This window comes from Methylophilus sp. Leaf408, from assembly GCF_916856905.1.
GTDB lineage: Bacteria > Pseudomonadota > Gammaproteobacteria > Burkholderiales > Methylophilaceae > Methylophilus.
Map to the genome: position 1 here is coordinate 1,073,318 of NZ_CAKASK010000001.1, position 21,486 is coordinate 1,094,803.

Annotated in this window: 14 protein-coding genes; 4 read left to right on the forward strand and 10 right to left on the reverse strand. The window is 49.3% G+C overall.

Annotation, left to right across the window (positions count from 1 at the left end):
* Positions 1-18 precede the first annotated feature (18 nt).
* Positions 19-501 (reverse strand): FxDxF family PEP-CTERM protein, encoded by a 483-nt coding sequence (locus LPA26_RS04820; protein ID WP_229007532.1) that lies wholly within the window; start codon positions 499-501, stop codon positions 19-21.
* Between the two features lie 446 nt (positions 502-947).
* Here LPA26_RS04820 and LPA26_RS04825 point away from each other — a divergent pair, with 446 nt between their 5' ends.
* Positions 948-1,337: a DUF6232 family protein gene (locus LPA26_RS04825; RefSeq protein ID WP_055825584.1), complete on the forward strand. Its 390-nt coding sequence runs from the start codon at positions 948-950 to the stop codon at positions 1,335-1,337.
* A gap of 58 nt (positions 1,338-1,395) precedes the next feature.
* On the opposite strand, the gene ppk2 is transcribed toward LPA26_RS04825, so the two are convergent.
* Entirely contained in the window at positions 1,396-2,346 is a 951-nt protein-coding gene (gene ppk2 / locus LPA26_RS04830) for a polyphosphate kinase 2 (protein WP_055867138.1), read from the reverse strand.
* Between the two features lie 173 nt (positions 2,347-2,519).
* Here ppk2 and LPA26_RS04835 point away from each other — a divergent pair, with 173 nt between their 5' ends.
* The gene (locus LPA26_RS04835; RefSeq protein WP_229007533.1) at positions 2,520-4,148 is read left to right on the forward strand and encodes an inorganic phosphate transporter; all 1,629 of its coding nucleotides are present in this window, start codon (positions 2,520-2,522) and stop codon (positions 4,146-4,148) included.
* A gap of 105 nt (positions 4,149-4,253) precedes the next feature.
* Here the strand turns inward: LPA26_RS04835 and LPA26_RS04840 are convergent, their stop codons facing one another.
* From LPA26_RS04840 to LPA26_RS04850, 3 genes are all read right to left on the reverse strand, one after another.
* Positions 4,254-4,799, reverse strand: a complete 546-nt coding sequence (locus tag LPA26_RS04840; protein ID WP_229007534.1) for a cysteine hydrolase family protein — start codon at positions 4,797-4,799, stop codon at positions 4,254-4,256.
* Between the two features lie 71 nt (positions 4,800-4,870).
* Positions 4,871-5,647 carry a hypothetical protein gene (locus LPA26_RS04845; protein WP_229007535.1) on the reverse strand — a complete coding sequence of 259 codons (777 nt, stop codon included), beginning with the start codon at positions 5,645-5,647 and terminating at the stop codon, positions 4,871-4,873.
* Positions 5,648-5,826: 179 nt separating this feature from the next.
* Positions 5,827-6,159 (reverse strand): hypothetical protein, encoded by a 333-nt coding sequence (locus LPA26_RS04850; protein ID WP_055825596.1) that lies wholly within the window; start codon positions 6,157-6,159, stop codon positions 5,827-5,829.
* A 418-nt stretch (positions 6,160-6,577) separates the two neighbouring features.
* Between LPA26_RS04850 and LPA26_RS04855 the strand changes: the two genes are divergently transcribed.
* Complete coding sequence (locus LPA26_RS04855) at positions 6,578-9,136, forward strand: methyl-accepting chemotaxis protein (protein WP_229007536.1); 2,559 nt, start codon at positions 6,578-6,580, stop codon at positions 9,134-9,136.
* Between the two features lie 379 nt (positions 9,137-9,515).
* Entirely contained in the window at positions 9,516-12,005 is a 2,490-nt protein-coding gene (locus LPA26_RS14315) for a methyl-accepting chemotaxis protein (protein WP_305080466.1), read from the forward strand.
* 92 nt (positions 12,006-12,097) lie between these two features.
* Here LPA26_RS14315 and LPA26_RS04870 read toward each other — a convergent pair whose 3' ends face one another.
* The 5 genes from LPA26_RS04870 to hrpA form a co-directional block, all read right to left on the reverse strand.
* On the reverse strand, positions 12,098-13,978 hold the full coding sequence (locus LPA26_RS04870; protein ID WP_229007537.1) for a potassium transporter Kup: 1,881 nt from the start codon (positions 13,976-13,978) through the stop codon (positions 12,098-12,100).
* Positions 13,979-14,083: 105 nt separating this feature from the next.
* Positions 14,084-14,761: a winged helix-turn-helix domain-containing protein gene (locus LPA26_RS04875; RefSeq protein ID WP_055825608.1), complete on the reverse strand. Its 678-nt coding sequence runs from the start codon at positions 14,759-14,761 to the stop codon at positions 14,084-14,086.
* Positions 14,758-16,245: a DUF4118 domain-containing protein gene (locus LPA26_RS04880; RefSeq protein ID WP_229007538.1), complete on the reverse strand. Its 1,488-nt coding sequence runs from the start codon at positions 16,243-16,245 to the stop codon at positions 14,758-14,760. Before LPA26_RS04880 ends, LPA26_RS04875 begins: the two co-directional genes overlap by 4 nt.
* A gap of 83 nt (positions 16,246-16,328) precedes the next feature.
* Entirely contained in the window at positions 16,329-17,246 is a 918-nt protein-coding gene (locus LPA26_RS04885; protein ID WP_229007539.1) for a hypothetical protein, read from the reverse strand.
* Positions 17,247-17,286: 40 nt separating this feature from the next.
* On the reverse strand, positions 17,287-21,279 hold the full coding sequence (gene hrpA / locus LPA26_RS04890; protein WP_229008329.1) for an ATP-dependent RNA helicase HrpA: 3,993 nt from the start codon (positions 21,277-21,279) through the stop codon (positions 17,287-17,289).
* Between the last annotated feature and the right edge of the window lie 207 nt (positions 21,280-21,486).

Genomic DNA, 21,486 nt, shown 5'->3' on the forward strand with positions numbered 1-21,486 from the left:
TCTTACTTGACAGGTGAATCAAGCAGTTTTTCTGCGACGTGCCATGAAACCGGCGATACCAATACCAAACATCATCAAACTGATGCTTTCTGGTTCAGGTACCGGAGTAATGGCAGTGATGGTTGAGGTAAACGTGTAGGCTCTGTTAGCCTCATTACCATTGATATTGAATCGAAAACTATAGTCACCAGCAGCAAGATTCAGGAATTCGAATTGATAAACATTGCCAGCTAAAGCTTGAAAACTTGATATATCTTTTAATAACACATCATCAAGGTACAGGCCAAAAGTTGTTCCTGGAGATTGGTTAGTAATCAGACTTCCTACTGCATCCAGACTGCCGATAAAATTAAATGCTGTGCTTTGTGTTGGCAGATCAATAATCGTGGTTTTATCTATAGCTGTACCGCTTGGATCTGTGCCTGTTTGATTTAATGGAGTTGTTGCATTTGCGCCAGTTGAAACCAGCAATCCTGCTAATAAAAATGCTTTCCCGAGCATAGTATTTCTCCTTGAATTATTATTCATTAATATTTACTGCGATAACGATTTTAAGATAACCATATACGCTAGACAATAGCTCGTATGGATTAAGTTAGGTAGTTCACATTACTTTGCATCTCGGCTTTGTAATATGCTCAGGGTGTATTGAATGATTACAGTTGAATACAGAACCATAACCCATCCTAACCCTGCCATTACGCTACCAACGCAATAGAACGTAGGACGTAGATAACGCATATCTAGCCGAACAATACACCTTTCAGTAGAAGGTTTTTTTGAAAATTAATTAAGAGTCAGCCCACTTCTTATGATGCTTCTCCCGGAACGGGAACGTCCTAAATTCTTGCCAATGGTTTCTTCAATAATATGCCGACGAATGTTGAATGAATTTTAAACGGCAACAAAGGTCAGTATTGATAATGATGTTTGGTAAGGCTGCAATTATGGAAGAAAAAGTATTTTTCAATTTTGACGGCGTCACTGTCAGCAATAGCAGGTTTATCGTCCGTAGTCAGACGTATGCCATGCAAAGCGTGACTTCGGTGAAGCCGGGTATCGTTGAGCCGAAACATGGACTGGCTATCCTGTTTCTATTTATAGGCTTTTTGCTGTTGATCGGCGAAATGCTGGAGTTATATGACGCGGGCGTGTTGCTGATTGCAGGCGCTGTTGCCATCGTGATAGGCCTGGTCGCATGGTTTATCGAAAAACCCAGGTACTCGGTGATTCTAAACACATCAGCCGGTGAGCACCATGCATTAATCAGCGAGAAAAAGCAGGATATCGAGCATGTGCTGCAAGCGCTGAACCAGGCGATTGTCAGCAGAGGCTAGTCTTAAACCTTAGGGATGGCTGAATACTACCCCTTGCATATACAACCTGCTGTCAGGATCAATATTTGGCTGGAACAAACATCTCTTTAGGTACCGGCCCGCGTATGTAATCGGCGTTATGCACGCGTTTCGGCAATACCACCGGCTTATGCTCCACGTTGCCATATTCAATCTGGCTGAGCAAATGGCTGATACAGTTGAGGCGCGCTTTCTTTTTATCCACCGCTTCAACCACCCACCACGGCGCTTCAGGAATATGCGTGCGCTCGAGCATCACTTCTTTCGCTTTGGTGTATTGCTCCCACAGGCGGCGTGATTCCAGGTCCATGGGGCTCAGCTTCCATTGTTTTAACGGGTCGTGAATACGCGTCATAAAGCGCAAGTGCTGTTCGTCGTCTGTGATTGAAAACCAGTACTTGATCAGGATGATGCCGGAACGCACCAGCATCTTTTCGAACTCGGGCACCGAACGGAAAAACTCTTCGTATTCATCGTCGTTGCAAAAGCCCATCACTTTTTCTACCCCGGCGCGGTTATACCAGCTGCGGTCAAACAGCACGATTTCGCCACCGGCTGGCAAGTGTGAAATATAACGCTGGAAATACCATTGTGTGCGTTCACGCTCGCTCGGTGCCGGCAATGCGGCTACCCTGCACACACGTGGATTCAGGCGCTGGGTTAAGCGTTTAATCACCCCACCCTTGCCTGCGGCATCGCGGCCCTCAAACAGCACCACGACTTTCAGCTTGTTTTGCACTACCCAGTCTTGCAGCTTGACCAGCTCGCCTTGCAGCCGGAATAGCTCTTTAAAATAAGTCTGGCGCTGAGATACCGAGGTTTGCGATTTTTCTGTGTGCAGACCATAGATTTCAGAGGCGTCCGCAAACTCATTCAGGATCTGGTCCATGCGCTCGTCATCGAGCTCCATCTCGAGTTCTTCATCAAAACTATCCATCATTTCATTGTTGAATCGCTCATCAGCATTGGGGATTTCGTCAGAGATGGTCATGTGGTTTTCCCAAAGTCTATTTAATTGAATAATCAAAAAATGCTAGATTTTTTTTATGACAGTTTGATGACTATTTCATTTTCAGGCATTTCTAAACAGTCAGGCGTTGTCATCAAACTGTCATCTTCAAAAACAATACTGCTGATATCTCGATAAAAATCAGGCGAATATTTATGGATACTTCAGCGGCTAGCTCTTCGTCACGCTTTCAGAGCGTGTCACCTTCCAGGCCAAATCTGGACAAAAAACCCAGCACACTGACCACAGTTATTTTCATAGGCCTGATGCTGATAGGTTTGATCTACACCGGCTTAAGCCTGATGAGCGACGTGAATGACACCGGTGCACCAACCACCACCTGGCTACCGTTTATATTATTAGGCGTGGCACTGGTGATTGCGCTTGGGTTCGAATTCGTCAATGGTTTCCATGACACTGCGAATGCAGTGGCGACGGTGATTTATACGCACTCATTACCTGCCAACTTCGCAGTGATCTGGTCGGGCATGTTCAACTTTCTCGGGGTATTGGTTTCCAGTGGTGCGGTAGCTTTCGGCATTATTTCACTGCTGCCGGTCGAGTTGATATTACAGGTAGGCTCCGGCGCCGGATTTGCCATGGTTTTTGCCTTGCTGATCGCCGCAATCATATGGAACCTGGGTACCTGGTTGCTAGGGTTGCCTGCCTCTTCATCACACACCCTGATTGGCTCTATCATTGGCGTGGGCGTTGCCAATGCATTGATGCATGGCCGTGATGGCACCAGTGGCGTAGATTGGGCACAAGCGACTAAAATTGGCTATTCGTTACTGCTCTCCCCTATTATTGGTTTCTTCTTTGCTGCGCTGTTATTACTTGCACTCAAAGCATTCGTCAAAAGCAAAGAGCTTTACCAGGAGCCTAAAGGCAACAAACCGCCACCTCTGTGGATTCGTGGCTTGCTGATTTTGACCTGTACCGGCGTGTCGTTTGCGCATGGCTCCAACGATGGCCAAAAAGGCTTGGGCTTAATCATGCTAATCCTGGTGGGTACGGTGCCTATGGCTTATGCCTTGAACCGTGCCATGCCGGTCGATCAAATGACCAGGTTCGTGGCGGTAGCCCATGTCACGCAAGAATCGTTAGCGCAAAACACCAATATTTCACCACCTGCAAACGACCAGGCTGCGCGCCACGACCTGACTGCATATGTGCGTACAAAAACAGTGACTCCGCAATTGATTCCTGCTTTGGCAGCCATGACCGGCAGCATAGGTGCACAGGTAAAAGCCTACGGCACATTTGCTGCCGTGCCGGCTGAGCAAGTGGGTAACGTGCGTAATGATATGTACCTGGTTTCTGAAGCGATCCGCTTACTGGATAAAGATAAAGGCGTGACTTTTGACGCCGATACCAAAGCCAACGTGGCTGCCTTTAAAAAGGAAATCGATGGCGCGACTAAATTCATTCCTTTATGGGTAAAAGTAGCGGTCGCGATTGCGCTGGGTTTAGGCACCATGGTCGGCTGGAAACGTATTGTTGTGACTGTAGGTGAGAAGATCGGCAAGACCCATCTGACTTACGGTCAGGGCGCTTCTGCTGAACTGGTGGCCATGACAATGATTGGTGCGGCAGATATGTACGGTTTACCGGTATCAACGACTCACGTACTGTCGTCTGGTGTGGCGGGTACCATGGCGGCGAATAAATCAGGCTTGCAAATGTCGACTATCCGCAACCTGCTGATGGCCTGGGTACTGACATTGCCAATGGCGATGATCTTGTCCGGCAGTTTGTACTGGCTGTTCACCCAATTGATTTAAGGCTGTTTTGTTTTAATAAAAAGACTCAATGGTGTTTGCACACCTTGAGTCTTTTTTATTGCAGGGATGCCTGGTGTTACAAGTGTCTATTGAGTGCTCAAACCATCAGGCAAGATATTTGTACGTGGAAATCACCGAACCATAACCAAACGCAAGTGCAGCCATCGCTGCGGCATGGGCTTGTGCCGCAGGCACGGTCACTCCATCAAACTCGAGATCAAGCGTGGCACATGCATCGTGCAATATGGTGGCGACATAGCCCATATCCACCGCCGCTCGCACCGCCGCATCAATACACATATGGCTCATCGCGCCGACGACAATGACTTCTTCCACCCCTTGCGCATCCAAGTTTTGTTTTAGATCAGTATCACGAAAGGCATTGATGTGATTCTTCACGATCACAGGCTCGCCTCCAACTGGCGCCACGGTTGGCTGGATATTGACGCCATCTGTACCGGGCACAAACACCGGTGCTTCACCATTGGCAAATTCGTGCCGGATATGAAACACCGGAACCCCATTTTTCCGCGCATGGGCAATGACCTTGGCTGCATTGGCAGCAGCGGCTTCAATACCAGATAAGGGCAGCTTGCCGGTAGGCAGGTATTCGTTTTGCAAATCAACAACAATCAGACCGCTTTTTTTCATATTGCTCTCCTGATGCGGGTTTTAAGCATGGCGATTAAACATAAGCGATTTAAAACTGGCGGCTTTGGGCCTTAATACTCTTCTATCGCTATGTTCAATCGATTGTATTCACTCGTGTTTTCCGAGGCATAACATTCCAGAACTTTGGAATCGCCATCCTTGAATTTAATCTTCTCGATAGAATTAATATTCTTTTCAAATTCCGGATTCAACTCTCCGCATTTTTTTGCCCTGCTGCTCACAAAGTGTAAATACTCTTTTTTGTTCGCCTCGGCACTGGCTGAGCCATTATTCAGCAGGTTGGTATATGCCCTTCTCAACCTGAGCTCAGAAACACTCCACAGGCTGAAAGTGATTTGGGTTGTCGACACGTTCCTGAGCGGTCGCAAATCCTCTACCGGTGCAGGCTCAGTTTTTGGTGGCGTTGGCACTTCGGCCACAGATTGCGGCGGCTGCACGACGTCTGCCTGTTCAATCGCAGGGGCAGGTTTTTCAGGGACTGCAGGAATCACCGTTGGCGCCACTCGCGGTGGTTGGGCAGGACTTTCGGACTCTTCCTCTACTTCCGGTAGATTAATCTGCTGCTCTGCTTTGGTTAAAGAATCAGCCACATCACTTAAAGGTTCAACCGCTGGCGGTGGCTCGGACTGATTCAAGCTGAATATCACCAAACCTAAAACGATCACTCCCACTAAATAGAATAAGACAGTGGCGATAAAATTGAATTTTTCATTGGTGGTATTTTCGCTACCGCAATTCGGACAGCTGGACGATACAGCCTCGTCTTTTGGATACCATATAAACCCGCACTCATTGCAGACCTTGTGTAGTCGAAGAATAATGCTCATCAGATTTCTCTTATTTTTGTTTGAAACGCGTTGGTTGAGGGGAAAATAGATTGGCAGTTTAAGTGACAGCATTGATCACTGAAATGACTCTTAATTTAGGTTTGGACATTGCAGATTAGTTCATCCGGCATTCAAACAAAAGGACTCAAAGTCATTCCCCAGGCGTTTTATATGCTTGCTTATTCCCGCTCCAACAGGATAGTAATCAATAGTGTGGTGTCAGCAAGCGCTTTCACTGTATGCGCTGCACCGGCACTCAAATACACCAGGTTATGCGCTTGCAATATCCGCTTATCCCCTGCCAGATCCAGCTCTACTTTGCCTTCTATGCACTGCATAGTCATGGCACCTGCGGCGGTATGTTCTGGCGTGGTTTTACCCGCCTTTAATATAAACCTGAACACCTCAATGTGACTTTCACGGATCAGGGTCTCAGAGGTGGCTTCCTCAAAATTGTCGCCATACGGGCGGATATTAATCACTTCTCCTGGTGCAAAATGTTGAATACTCATCAGCGTACGCCTTTATTTTGGTAAGGATGTGGGTTGATTCTAGCGCGATTGGAATCGCTTTCCAATCTGGTGAAGAACACAAGACTCGCGATTGCGAAATGCAAAGACTATGAAGATGACTATTGAATCGAGCCTGATCAAGTATGTCTGCGACCAAATCATTATAAGGGTTTTACCTTATGGCGATTTAATCATTTAACTCATATAAAACAGTATTTTCTTATTTCTTTCATAATCGTTTACTTATATAAATAATATTTAATAAACGTAGAACAAAGCCCGAAAAGCACTTTAATGAGCGAAATGGAACATAAATCCATTCCTTATCGCGCAATCCTTTTGCGCACCTTTAATATTTAATATCCAGTATCAAAAACCAACAATCGTTTGAAAGCAACTCCCATTGAGGCTACCACTTATGAGTATCGATTTTCTGAATAAACTGACAGGCAAAACCAGTAAATCTGACGCGGCCAAACAGCGCGATGACAATGGCCAGATCCAGGCCATTCACCAGGTCATGGGCGTGATTGAATTTGACCTGCAAGGCAATATCCTGGCGGTCAATGACAACTTTGCCGCAGTGACCGGTTACAGCAAGCAGGAAATCGTCGGCCAGCACCACAGCATGTTTGTAGACGCCACCTACAAGAAAAGCGCGGAATACAAACAGTTCTGGGAAAATCTTGGCCGTGGCCAGGCCGATAATGGCCAATTCAGGAGATTAGGCAAAGCTGGCAGGGAAATCTGGCTGGAAGCCAGTTATGTGCCGCTGGCCGATGAAACCGGCAAACCATTCAAAGTCATTAAATATGCATTCGATATCACCGCTGAAAAACAACGTGATGCCGAATCGCAAGGCCAGATTGCTGCGATCAATAAAATCATGGGCGTCATTGAATTTGACCTTAAGGGCAATATCCTGGCGGTCAACGACAACTTTGCCGCGGTCACCGGTTACAGCCGCGAAGAGATCGTCGGCCAGCACCATAGCCTGTTTGTCGATTCCGCTGACAAATCCAGCCAGGAATACAAACGGTTCTGGGAAGAGTTAGGCGATGGCAAAGCCAACGAAGGACAGTTCAAACGCGTAGGCAAAGGTGGCCGTGAAATCTGGCTGCAAGCAAGTTACAACCCGATTTTTGATGCGGCCGGCAAGCCTTTCAAGATTGTGAAATATGCGACTGATATCACAGGCGCGCAACTGAAAAATGCAGATTACGCCGGCCAGATCAGTGCCATCGGCAAAGTCATGGGGGTAATTACCTTTGACCTGAAAGGCAATATTATTGACGTGAACGACAACTTTGCCGCCGTCACCGGTTATAGCAAACAGGAAATCATTGGCCAGCATCACAGCATGTTTGTAGACGCCGCTTACAAAAACAGCCCCGAATACAAGCAGTTCTGGGACAAGCTGGGTAATGGCAAAGCTGATGAAGGCCAGTACAAACGTGTTGGTAAAGGTGGTAAAGAGGTCTGGTTGCAGGCAAGCTACAACCCGATTTTTGATGCGGCTGGCAAACCTTTTAAAGTGGTGAAATATGCTACCGACATTACGGCAGAGAAACTGAAAAACGCCGATTTCTCCGGCCAGATTGATGCGATTGGCAAAGTCATGGGCGTGATTACCTTTGACCTGACAGGCAAGATTACTGACGTTAATCCTAATTTTGCCGCGGTAACCGGTTATACAACACAGGAGATCATTGGCCAGCACCATAGTATGTTTGTCGAAGTGGCTTATAAAAACAGTCCGGAATACAAGCAATTCTGGGAAAACCTGGGCAAAGGCAAAGCGGATGAAGGCCAGTACAAGCGCATAGGGAAAGGCGGCAAGGAAGTCTGGTTACAGGCCAGCTACAACCCGATTCTTGACATGAATGGAAAGCCATTCAAAGTCGTTAAATATGCGACCGATGTGACGAGCAAGGTGGCAGAAACCAATGCCATGAAACAGGCAGTGCAAGAAACTGCCGAAGTAGTCGCGGCCACCAAGAGCGGTGACCTGACACAGAGAATAGATACAGATGACAAGCAAGGCGAAATCAAAACGCTTTGCGAGGGCGTGAACACTATTGTTGACGAAATGACAGACATTTTGTCTGCCGTCAAAATCGCCGGTGAAGCGATCAATTCTGCTGCAAGTGAAATTTCGCAAGGCAATAATGATTTGTCTCAACGCACCGAAGAACAAGCCAGTTCATTGGAAGAAACCGCTTCCAGCATGGAAGAAATTGCCTCTAATGTGAAAAATAACGCTGAAAACGCAAAAGAAGCCAATACGATGACCGACCAGGCCAGCAGCATTGCTGCCAAGGGCGGTGAGGTATTTGGCAAAGTGGTTTCGACCATGTCAGAAATTACTGAAAGCTCGTCACGCATCGAAGAAATCATCTCCGTGATTGATAGCATTGCTTTCCAGACCAATATCCTGGCGCTGAACGCTGCGGTTGAAGCCGCTCGTGCCGGTGAACAGGGTCGTGGTTTTGCAGTGGTGGCCAGCGAAGTACGCAATCTGGCACAACGCTCAGCCAGCGCCGCTAAGGAAATTAAATTACTGATTAATGATTCTGCCACCAAAGTCGCCAACGGCTCTTTATATGTAGAACAGGCCAGCGGCACCATGGAACAGCTAGTGACTGTGATTGACCGCTTCTCACAACTGATTAGCGAAATCACTGCCGCTTCGGTAGAGCAAAGTAGCGGCATAGACCAGATCAATATTGCCGTTAACCAGATGGATGAAGTGACCCAGCAAAATGCTGCCCTGGTTGAAGAAGCCGCGGCCGCAGCAATGTCGCTAGTCAACCAGGCAGAAAAACTGCAAGAGACTGTCAGCCATTACAGATTTGTTAATCAGGATAGCAACGGTTCATCCGCAAGAGCTTCAAAACCGCAATTACAGGCCAGAAGCCAGAGTTATGCAAAGAAAGTCAGAACTGGTACCGATAACGCTGGCTGGGACGCGTTTTAATTACACTGCCCATACCCAATACAGAATTACATTCAAACCCGCCTGCTGGCGGGTTTTTTATTGCCTGAAACCTTGCTGGATTTATATGTGGAATTAATGAGGTCACTGACTGGGCTGACGATAAATAAGCTTGATTGCGGTCTGCTACTCAATCATCAATATTTCCTTCTATTATTTGCATTTTTTATGGTGATTCTTTATTAGATTGTCCAAAAAATCTCTTTTATTTTTGTTGGGTAAGCATACGAAATAAAGCATATATATTTACTTCAATTAAATAACGGATAAATACCTTTCTTTTCCACCACTTAATATCTGAGCACCTAAATTAATATAATTTAAACTTCATTCATCTTAATTTATTACCAAGGGATTTGACATGCTCAATATCTTTAAAAGTAGTGCAAATTCGGCCAGCAAAGCGCTTTTACACAAGCAGATGGATCTGAGCGGTCAAATAAACGCTATTCATAAAGTCATGGGCGTGATCGAATTCGATCTTAAAGGCAACATAGTGGCGGTCAATGACAGCTTTGCTGCGGTGACCGGCTATAGCGTCCAGGAAATCCTGGGTAATCACCACAGCATGTTTGTGGATCCTGAATATAAAACGAGTGCTGAATATAAACAGTTCTGGGAAAGACTTGCTCAGGGCCAGGCTTATGATGGCCAATATAAACGACTGGGTAAAAACGGCAGGGAAATCTGGCTGCAAGCCAGTTATAACCCGATTCTGGATACGGAGGGCACGCCATTCAAAGTGGTCAAATATGCCACCGATATCACCCACGAAAAATTTGAGCATGCAGACTTTTCAGGTCAGATTGCGGCGATCGGTAAAGTGATGGGCGTGATCGAATTTGACCTCAAAGGCAACATTCTGGCGGTCAATGACAATTTTGTGGCAGTCACCGGTTACCGCGCAGACGAAATCGTAGGCAAACACCACAGTATGTTCGTGGCGGAAGATTACAAAGATAGCACCGAATACAAACAGTTCTGGGAAAGCCTGGCATTAGGCGAATCCAATAACGGTCAATACAAACGCTTTGGCAAGGACGGCAGGGAAATCTGGCTGCAAGCCAGTTACAACCCTATTTTTGATGGCGATGGCAGTCCATTTAAAGTGGTGAAATATGCGACCGATATCACGCGTGAAAAGCTCAAGCACGCAGACTTTTCAGGCCAGATTGCGGCGATCGGTAAAGTGATGGGCGTGATCGAATTTGACCTCAAAGGCAATATCCTGTCAGTCAACGACAATTTTGCCGCAGTGACTGGCTACAGCGCCAAGGAAATCGTAGGCAACCATCACAGCATGTTTGTGGCACCGGAGTATAAAGGCAGCGCAGAATACAAGCAGCTCTGGCAAGAGCTTGCCAGCGGCGTAGCTAATGACGGGCAATATAAGCGTATTGGCAAAGGCGGCCGTGAACTATGGTTACAAGCCAGTTATAACCCGATTCTAGATATGGATGGCAAGCCATTCAAGGTAGTGAAATACGCAACCGATATCACCCGCGAAAAACTGCAATACGCTGACTTTTCCGGACAGATTGCTGCAATTAGTAAAGTGATGGGCGTGATTGAGTTTGATCTTAAAGGCAATATCCTGGCGGTCAATGATAACTTTGCTGCAGTGAGCGGTTACAGTGCTGAGGAGATCATAGGCAATCATCACAGTATGTTTGTGGAAGGTGCTTATAAATCCAGCCAGGAATACAGGCAATTCTGGGAAAATTTAGGTCGTGGCCAACCTGATAGCGGCCAGTACCAGCGTGTTGGCAAACGCGGTAAGGAGATCTGGTTGCAGGCCACGTATAACCCGATCTTTGATATGGATGGTAAACCATTCAAGGTGGTGAAATACGCAACAGATATCTCCGCCAAAGTCAAAGAAACCCACGCCATGAAACAGGCAGTGGATGATGTAGTGAGTTATACCCAAACCGGCGACTTGACGCACAGAATCCCTACATCGGACAAATCCGGCGAAATCAAGCAGTTATGTGAAGGTATTAATATCATCATTGATGCCATGACCGATATCCTGAGCATGGTGAAAACTTCCGGTGAGACCATTAACCTGTCTGCCCATGAAATCTCCATGGGTAATAACGACCTCTCTCAGCGCACCGAAGAACAGGCCAGCTCACTGGAAGAAACGGCAGCCAGCCTGGAAGAGATTGCCGCTACCGTCAGGAATAATGCCGAGAGCGCCAAACAGGCCAACATCATGACCAATAAAGCCAGTGCAGTAGCCAATAAAGGCGGCGAAACGTTTGCCAAAGTGGTGCAGACCATGTCGGAGATTACCGAAAGCTCCTCACGTATTGAAGAAATCATTACCGTAATCGACAGCATCGCGTTCCAGACCAACATTCTGGCATTAAACGCTGCGGTAGAAGCAGCACGGGCGGGCGAACAGGGTCGCGGCTTTGCAGTGGTGGCCAATGAAGTGCGCAACCTCGCACAACGCTCTGCCACAGCTGCCAAGGAAATCAAGCAGTTGATTTCTGATTCAACCAATATCGTTGCCAGTGGTTCCCAGTATGTGGATCAGGCCAGTGGCACCATAGAAGAAATGATGACTGCCATCAAAAATGTGACAGACATCATTGCCGAAATCACTGCCGCCTCTGCTGAGCAAACTACCGGGCTGGACCAGATCAACTCGGCGATGAACCAGATTGATGAAGTGACGCAACAAAATGCGGCATTGGTGGAAGAAGCTGCTGCAGTGGCCATGTCACTGGTTGAACAGGCAGACAAACTAAATGAGGCGGTCAGCCAGTACAAACTGCCGGAATCAAAAACGGCACATCCGGCCAAGGTGGAAAAAGTTGTCAGATATGCCGCTGCCGCATAGACTTGGGGTGATTAACCTCGTTGCCTGCCTGTCACATAGCTAAATGGGAAAGTTGTTCTGGCACCTTGTATGGTCCTGCAAGGTGCTTTTTTTTATATCTGCACCCGGCTGCCCAGCTCAATCACGCTATTGGCCGGAATATTAAAATATTCCACGGCGCTGCTGGCATTACGCGACATAACTGCAAACAACTGGTCACGCCAGCGTGGCATACCGCCCCCGACATCCGGCACAATGATATCGCGGCTTAAAAAGTAAGAGTTACTGAACGGGTCCAGGGATTCGCCATCCAACGTCAAACCCAGCAATGCCTGAGGCACATCGGCATGCTGCATAAAGCCATAACGTAACTCCACCTGCCAGAAACCTTCTGCCAGTTTTTGCACATGAATGCGTGACTGCGTATTCAGCAATGGCACATCCTCAAACACCACATTGACCAACAGATTACGCTGATGCAATACCTGGTTATGCTTGAGGTTATGCAACAGCGCCTGCGGTACCGTTTCCAGATTGGAGACCATGTATACCGCGGTTCTCTGTACGCGTGGATGTTTGCTTTCTGCAATGCTGGCAATCAATGCTGAGAGTTTGGGATCGGTCTGCACCAATCCGGTCAATAACAGATGGCGGCCTTTTTTCCAGGTAGTCATCAATACAATCAACACCAAGCTCAATGCTATCGGAAACCAGCCACCCTGCATAAACTTCATCGAAGCCGAGCCAAACAATACGCCATCTACCAAGCCCAACAGTCCTACCAATGACCAACTCAGCCACATCGGGAATTTCCAGCGGTGACGCATCACGAAATAAATCAATACTGTGGTGATAAGCATGGTGCCGGTAACGGCAATGCCGTAAGCAGACGCGAGCGCCGATGAGCTCTGGAACGCCAGACAGACAATAATTACCGCCAGCAATAACGCCCAGTTCACCGCCGGCATGTAGATCTGCCCGGATTCACTGGCAGACGTATGGATAATGCGCATACGTGGCAAAAAGCCTAACTGGATCGCCTGGCGCGTCATGGAAAAAGCACCGGAAATGACCGCTTGCGACGCAATAATGGTGGCTAGTGTTGCCAGAATCACGGCTGGGATCAACAATGGTTGCGGAAAAGAAAGGTAAAACGGATTGCTGACAGCTTCAGGGTGCTGCAACAGCAAGGCACCCTGCCCCAGGTAATTTAACGCCAGACAGGGGAATACCAGTCCGAGCCAGGCCATCTGGATGGCCGGCCTTCCAAAATGGCCCATATCAGCATACAACGCCTCAGCGCCGGTCACCGCCAGCAGAATAGCGCCTATCGCAATAAACATGGCACCACCACGGGATTGCAGAAACTGCCAGGCATATTGCGGCTGTATGGCCTGCAACACTTCTGGTACTTGCGCAATCTGCCACACGCCTATGCTTGCCAGGGCCAAAAACCAGACAATCACAATCGGGCCAAAAAACCGCCCGACTGCATGGGTACCATGACGCTGAAACCAGAACAGCCCAATCAAAATCCCGATGGAGATAGGCAATACTTGCGCGGCCAATGCTGGCGACACGACCTGCAAACCTTCTACTGCGGACAGCACCGAGATCGCTGGCGTCAGCACACTATCCCCGTAAAAGAGGGCAGCGCCTAGCACGCCCAGCAATAACAAGCTGCTTGCGCGTTTATCCTGCGGTTTTAAAGTAGACAGTGCTAACGACAGCAAAGCCATCACGCCGCCCTCGCCTTTGTTATGTGCACGCAAAACCAGCAGCACATATTTAAAAGTCACCACAAATGTCAGCAGCCAGAAAATGGCCGACACGGCGCCCAGGATATTGGTCTGGTTAAGCGGCACACCGGTACTTTCGCTGAAAATAACCTGCATGGTATAGAGCGGGCTGGTGCCGATATCACCATACACCACGCCGATGGCACCCAGTGCCAGTGCCGCCAATCCGCTCTTCTTGATTGATAAATTGTCCATCTCATCCTCTTGTTAGTGATTGATGGGTATCAATATGCGCGTGGGCGCATATCAAACGCATAAACAACTAACGCAAAGACCAGAGACAGAAAATAAACAAAAGGATCAAGCCAGGCGATAGCCAATGCCCAGTTCAGTCAGCAGGTAGCGAGGCTCGGCAGGCGTCGTTTCCAGCTTACTGCGTAAACGACCAATATGAATACGCAGGTAATGCGTGTCATCTACATATTCAGCGCCCCACACGCTGGTCAATAACTGACTATGTGTAAAAATAGTGCCGGGCTTACTGGCCAGTAACATCAACAATGCATGCTCAATCGGGCTGAGATGCAGTTGCACGCCTTCTTTGGTGACTATGCCGCTGGCGCGGTTAATCAGTAATCCTTCGTGCTGATACGCGTGGTCTCGCATTTGCATCATGGCAGTGCGGCGTAAAGCCACCTGGATACGTGCCAGCAATTCCGGCAGGCCAAACGGTTTCATCAGGTAATCATCGGCGCCCAGATTCAGGCAGTGCACTTTATCTGCCTCATCCTGGCGGGCTGACAATACTAGAATCGGTACATCAGAATAGGCGCGCAATAGGGAAATAAATTGCTCACCGCCGCCATCCGGCAAGCCTAAATCCAGAATGACCATCGCAAAATCGCTGGCTTGCCGGGCTTGCGCGAGGTCACGCGCATGCAGCACCCGATAGCCATGGGCAGATAAGGCTGGGACCAGAAACTGGTAAACCCCTGCGTCATCTTCGACCAGTAATAGAGTTGGCTGTTTATCGCTCATGGTGCAATTAACTCACTCGCGCGTACAAACGGGAACATTAACTGCACGCAAGTCTGCTGATTGGGCCCTGAACTGATCTCCAGTGTGCCCTGATGTAATTGCATCACGGTATTGACGATAGAAAGGCCAAGCCCAAAACCACGGGTGCCGGCAGGTCGTTGCGTGTGCGGCGCAAACGCCGAAATGGCAAATCCTTCAGGGAAGCCTGGCCCTTTATTCAGCACTGAAATTTGTAACCATAAGTCATTTATGGAAAGTGTGATTTCAATCGCCGACCCTGCGCTTCGCCAGCAAATAGCATTGTCGATCAGGTTAGCCAGTGCATGTGCAACCAGCACTGCATCCATCCTCACCAGCACTTCCTCATCGCTGATATTCACCTGCAATGCTTCCGGCGGCGAGCGGCGCTGGTACCTGCTGACTACGTGCTGAATCACATCCTGCGGCGACTGCCAGTCCAGTTGCAGGCTGCTGGCACCAGCATCGAGTTTGACCAGGGTCAGGATATTTTCAGTGGCCTGGCTAAGGTAAGTGGTTTCGGCCTGTATGCTTTGCAATAATTGTTCGGACTGGGTTTCGGTGAGCGGGATCTGGCGGTCTGTCAGCACATTTGCTGCGCCTAGAATGACCGTTAATGGTGTACGCATATCATGCGACAAGGCGGTCAGCAGTGTTTTCTTGAAATTCGCTTCGCTAGCGGCGAGCTCGGCTTGTGCAAGTGCAATCTGCTGGCTGAGCTTGATATAAGCCTGCGCGCATTGATGCGTCAACAATTGCAGGAAATGCAAGTCTGGCATGGTATCCGTCGCATCCAGTACCATGACTTCTCGCTGCGGAAACCCGAATGGCAGCAGGCAATATCCCAGCGATGGCCAGTCATTAGTCCCCGTCCCCACCGGCCGGTTAAAATCCAGCGCCCATTCAACACTGGCAGCCTGAACCGGAATGAATGTTGTATCTTGTACATCCGATCCTGCCAGCCTAATCAATTCACCCGCTACAGTCAGTCTCATCACGCGTGCCTGCAAGGCAAAGACTTCGGCTATATGCTGGCAAGCGGCTTGCATTAATGTTTCGGTGCCTGATTGTGCAGCGAGTAGCTCAGCCAGTGATTGGAAAAAACGGGATTGTTGTGCCGCCTGGCGGGATTGCAGCATTTGCTGCTTTAAGCGCTGCATCACGCTGCTGACCGTCAAGGCGACGATGGCGAATACCAGCAGAATGACCCAGGACTGGGTGCTGGCGACGCCTAAACTGAAACGAGGTTCGATAAAACAGTAATTGATCAGCAGGAAAGCAGTGATGGCCGTCAGTAACGCGGCAGAAAAGCGCAGGAAATAGGCCGCCCACAATACTCCCAGCAGATAGAACATTGTGATTACTGTGACCCCTAGCTCCGCAAAATAGGAGAGACCCAGCCAGGTCACCACTGCCAGCCAGCTGATCAGAAGTAATAAATTCAGAGTAGAAAACGAAAATGTCACCAGTGCTGACCCCTTACGCCATCTATTCTGTTTCGGCAATCGGGTATCAGCAGGTGAATGTGGCATGGCTGGTTTATTAAACGTTAGTGCCCGTATAAATCCTGGCTCTTATAGTTTGGGCCAAAGAATTCTTTCATCAGGAAATCTTCCAGCCCGGCACTGTCAGCTGGCCTTGCGGACAAGGTCACTGTGCGACCCAACCGGTTAGAAATCCAGTCAAAGTCACCGTTGTAATGCTCACGGATGATCGCAATCATTCGGCGCACCATCACCAGGCGGATATCTTCGCCACTACCCGCTTCGACCTGGTAAAACTGGGTATTGGCCGAGGTGTAATCATTGACCCAGCCTTTAAAGCTGAAACTGGCGTTATACGGGTCCATACGCTTGATCATAAACAAACCATTGGTACCGAACTTGAGGTTGTTCATGATGTTTTTGGTGCGGCGCTCATCTTCCGAAGGGCCACGTTCCGCTGCTGCGGCTGCATCATTAATTTCCTTAGCGGCTATCTCCTCCGAATAGCGGTCAGTCTGCTTACGTTTGATCATGCTGGAAAAATCTTCCACCGGTGGAGGGGATTGTTGCGGCGTTGGCTGAGGTTTAGGCTGCAGCTTGGGTTCAGGCAACTTGAATGCGCTGTCAGGCTTCTGCGACTGGATAATTTTCTTAGGCAGCTTGGGTACTTCTTTAGGTTGTGGCTTGGGTTTTGGCTGCGGTTTCGGTGGTTCCGGCGGCATTTCAGGAGGCGGCTCTACCGGTTTCGGCTGACTTTTAACAGGTAATCCGAGATCCAGTACTACATTGATAGGCTCCTGAGAAGGCTCTTTCATGGGTTTCAGCAGGTCCAGCAAAAAACCCCAGAACAGTATCGCGTGAAAAATCAGCGATAGCAAAAAACCCCACATCAACCTGGCGGGGATGCGCAACACACGGTCCCGCTGCTTTGGTCTTAGCCAGTTGGGCGTGCTGAAAGGTTCAAATGGGGAAGGCTTTTGCATGAACAGGATTAATCACAGAGGTTGCTGATGTCATTCATGACTATTGTATTTCTTGCCAAAGTTTTTCGAGTCTTTTGATTGAGACAGGATAAGGCGTCCTTAATTCCTGTGCAAATAATGATACACGTAACTCCTGCAACTGCCACGCAAAGTCTTGTAACCCGCTTGTTACAGACAGGTTGGCTTTACGCAATTGTTCAATTTTCTGTTGCCATCGCTGCTCCAGTTGCACAATCGCCTGCGCATGCTTTCCATCCCGCTCTATGCTGGTCGGGTATTTATCGATACGCATGCGTATCGCTTTTAAATAACGGGGGACATGCGGCAATTGCTCCCACGGCGTGCGACTGAAACAACCGAGATAGACCAGCGCATTCAGTTGTTGTTCACATTCACGTTTGATTTTCTGCGTCACCGGTGTCATTTTCTGCAATTGCGCGGTTAATGCCTGGTATTCGCTGGCAATGAGTTGCACTTGCCGCGTTAACGCTTCTGCCACCGCCGGTAAACGCGTGCGTGCGCGGGCTTTAAGCTGCATAAATTCGGCATTAGTACGCGGCAAGGCATCTTCGGCGATAAATGCGCGGTCGGCAATTGCTTGCAGCATGTCTTCGCGTAACTGCTCAGGGTTCATGACGGCGCGTAACAACAAAGCGTATTGGTTGAATCCGGGCAGGCCTTTTTCCAGCTGCTTCATCTGCTCCTTGAGCTCAAAGCGCATCAAGCGGCACACGCCTTTGCGATGCGCAAGCGCAGCCTCCTCAACGGTATCAAACAGCTTGACGGCGACACTGTCCTGGTTATCTTCAATCGCAGGGTAACCGGTCAACTGGCGGCCATCCTTGCTGAAGGTCAGCGTTTTCGGCAAATCACCAAAGTCCCATTGCTTGAGATCAGTCTTTTCAATATCCGGTGAGCCACTTCTAAAGGTTAATTGCGCCGCAGAACCCAGTTGTTTCTTGAGTGCACTCCAGTCACGGCCCATGCCCAGCTCGCGGCCTTTTTCATCCACTACGCGGAAGTTCATCAGGTGATGCGCATCCAGCCCGGCCAGGTCAAATTCTTCCGGCTTCAGCTTGAGCGACGTTTTGTGCTGGATAAATTGTGACAATGCCGGTAATAAAGCGCCCTCTGTCTTGTGCGCCTGCAAAAAGCCGGTCACGAAATCAGGCACGGGTACGCACACGCGTCGCAAGGTCTTGGGCAGTGCTTTAATCAGGGCAGTCAGCTTGTCACGTATCATGCCGGGCACCAGCCATTCGGTCACGCTGGCATCCAGCTGGTTTAGTAGCGCTAACGGGATAGTCGCCGTTACGCCATCCAGTACATGCCCAGGCTCAAACCGGTACTTCAATGGCACCGTTTCGCCATCGATGGTCATCTGTTCGGGGAACTGCACCTCGGTAATCGCATTGGCGCCATGTCGCATCAGCGATTCACGCGTCAGGTATAACACTTTCGGGTTAATCTTTTCTGCATCCTGCCGCCACTTCTCGAACGAAATGCCATTGAAAACCCGGTACTGCTCGCTGATTTCCGGCACCACCTTGTCATAAAAAGCAAACAACTGATGCTCATCAATCAGCACATCCTGGCGGCGCGCCTTGTGTTCCAGCGCTTCCACCTCTGAAATCAGGCGGCGGTTAGCTTCCTGGAAAGGTGCGCGGGTATCAAACTCCATATTAGCCAGCGCTTCGCGTATAAAAATCTCGCGCGACTGCGCCGGGTCAACCGGACCATAATGCACACGTCGTTTCGGTACGATGGTCAGGCCATACAGGCTGACGCGTTCCCACGCGACCACTTGCGCGGTTTTGCGGTCCCAGCGCGGGTCACTGTAATGGCTTTGCGTTAAATCACGTGCCCCGCCTTCATGGGCGACAGGTTCAATCCAGTCCGGGTCTATTTTGGCGACGATGCGTGCATACAGCTTGGTCGTATCCACCAGTTCTGCAGCAATCACCCATTTCGGCCGCGCCTTTTTCAATGCTGAACCTGGTGCAATGGTAAAACGGATGCCACGCGCACCGGCGTAGGTTTCGCCGTCACCATCCTTAAAGCCTATATTACCCAGCAGACCGGACAGCAAGGCTTTATGCACTTGCTCATAACTGGCTTCCTTATCGCCCAGCTTGAAGTCCATTTCCTCAACCATTTCCCGCAATTGCGCATGCAACTCACGCCATTCTTTCAGGCGCAGAAAAGACAGGAAAGACTGGTGACACTGGTTCAACAACTCTTTATTGGATTTTTTGTTTTTCAGGGCCTGGTCGTACCAGTCCCACAATTTGAGATAACTCATGAAATCGGAGTCATCGGCCTTGAATTTAGCGTGCGCCTGATCAGCCGCTTCGCGTTTATCCATAGGCCGTTCACGCGGGTCCTGCATGCTTAGCACGCTGGCGATGATCAATATTTCGCGCAGGCAGCTTTCTTTTTTCGCCGCCAGTATCATGCGTGCCACGCGCGGATCCAATGGCAAACGGGCCATCTGCCGGCCGATCTCGGTAATCTCACGCCGCTCGGTTACGGCGCCCAACTCCTGCAGCAACTGGTAACCATCGCTGATTAAACGCGATGAAGGCGCTTCAATAAACGGGAATTCGGCGACATCCCCCAGGCGCAAATCGGCCATACGCAGAATGACGCTGGCCAGCGAACTGCGTAAAATCTCAGGTTCAGTAAACTCGGGGCGCTGGTTGAAATCGTCTTCCGAGTACAGGCGCACACAAATACCACTGGAAACCCGGCCGCAACGCCCTGCCCGTTGTTTGGCCGCTGCTTGCGAGATTTTCTCAATCTGTAATTGTTCAACCTTTGCGCGCGGGCTGTAACGGTTAACCCGTGCCAAACCGGCATCAATCACATATTTAATGCCAGGCACAGTCAGCGAGGTTTCTGCAACGTTGGTCGCCAGCACAATCCGGCGCTGTCCGCCGGGACGGAAAATCTTCTGCTGGTCCTCTATGCTAAGGCGCGCAAATAAAGGCAGAATTTCGGCCGACTTCAGCTTGAGTGAACTGCCCTGGTTTTTACGCAAATGGTCGGCGGTATCGCGGATTTCGCGCTCACCAGGCAAGAACACCAGAATATCGCCATCACCCTGCCGTAACAGGTCTTCAGCGGTATCGAGGATGGCGTCTTCCATCACCTCTTCTTCGTCATCTTCTTCCAGCCAGCGTGTTTCCGTGCGTGGCGGCTTGCGCTTGATGCCCATCAGGTCCTGCGCAAAACGGTCTATATCATCCAGTCCGTCATCAATCGGCACTTCGACTGCCACCATGGTGGTTTTATTGCCCAGCGGCCGGTAACGGATCTCCACCGGATAAGTTCGCCCCGACACTTCAATCACAGGTGCACCATTAAAATGGTTGGAGAAGCGATCCGCATCAATCGTCGCCGAAGTGACGATGATTTTCAGGTCTGGCCGTTTTGGTAATAACTGCTTGAGGTAGCCCAGCAGAAAATCGATGTTCAGGCTGCGCTCATGTGCCTCATCGATGATGATGGTGTCATAGCCATTGAGGAATTTATCACTCTGCGTTTCCGCCAGCAAAATACCGTCGGTCATCAGCTTGACATAACTACGCTCGGACAATTTGTCGTTAAAACGAACCTTGTAACCGACCACCTCGCCTAGTGGGCTGTGCAGTTCCTGTGCAATGCGGGAAGCGACAGAGCGCGCCGCGATGCGGCGTGGCTGCGTATGCCCGATCAGGCCGCTGACGCCACGCCCGAGTTCCAGGCAGATTTTAGGCAATTGTGTGGTTTTACCTGAACCGGTTTCACCGCAGACAATCACGACCTGATGTTTCTGGATCGCCGCTGCGATTTCGTCTTTCCTGCCGCTGACCGGTAATTCTTGCGGGTATTCTGGTTTTGGTAACGCGGCTAATCGCGCCTGCAACCGTTGTTGTGATGCCTGTACTTTATGTGCGATATCTACCAGGGGTTTATCGACGGGTTTGTTTTGTTTAAGTGCATCACGTAGCTGGTTTAATCGGCGCTTCAGGAGGAAGCGGTCAGCCAGCATGCATTGCGGGAGTTGTTTTTCGAGTTGGCTGATGAGTTGTGCGGGGGAGACGGCAGTCATAGGGGTGGGATTTTAACATGACGGCGTATATGGCCATTCATTCTCTGGAGTAAGAAAAGCGGATAATTTATTGAAACAGGTAGCGTTCCATTTCGCCTCTAGGCGAGTTACTTTTCTTTGCTTGCACAAAGAAAAGCTAACCAAAAG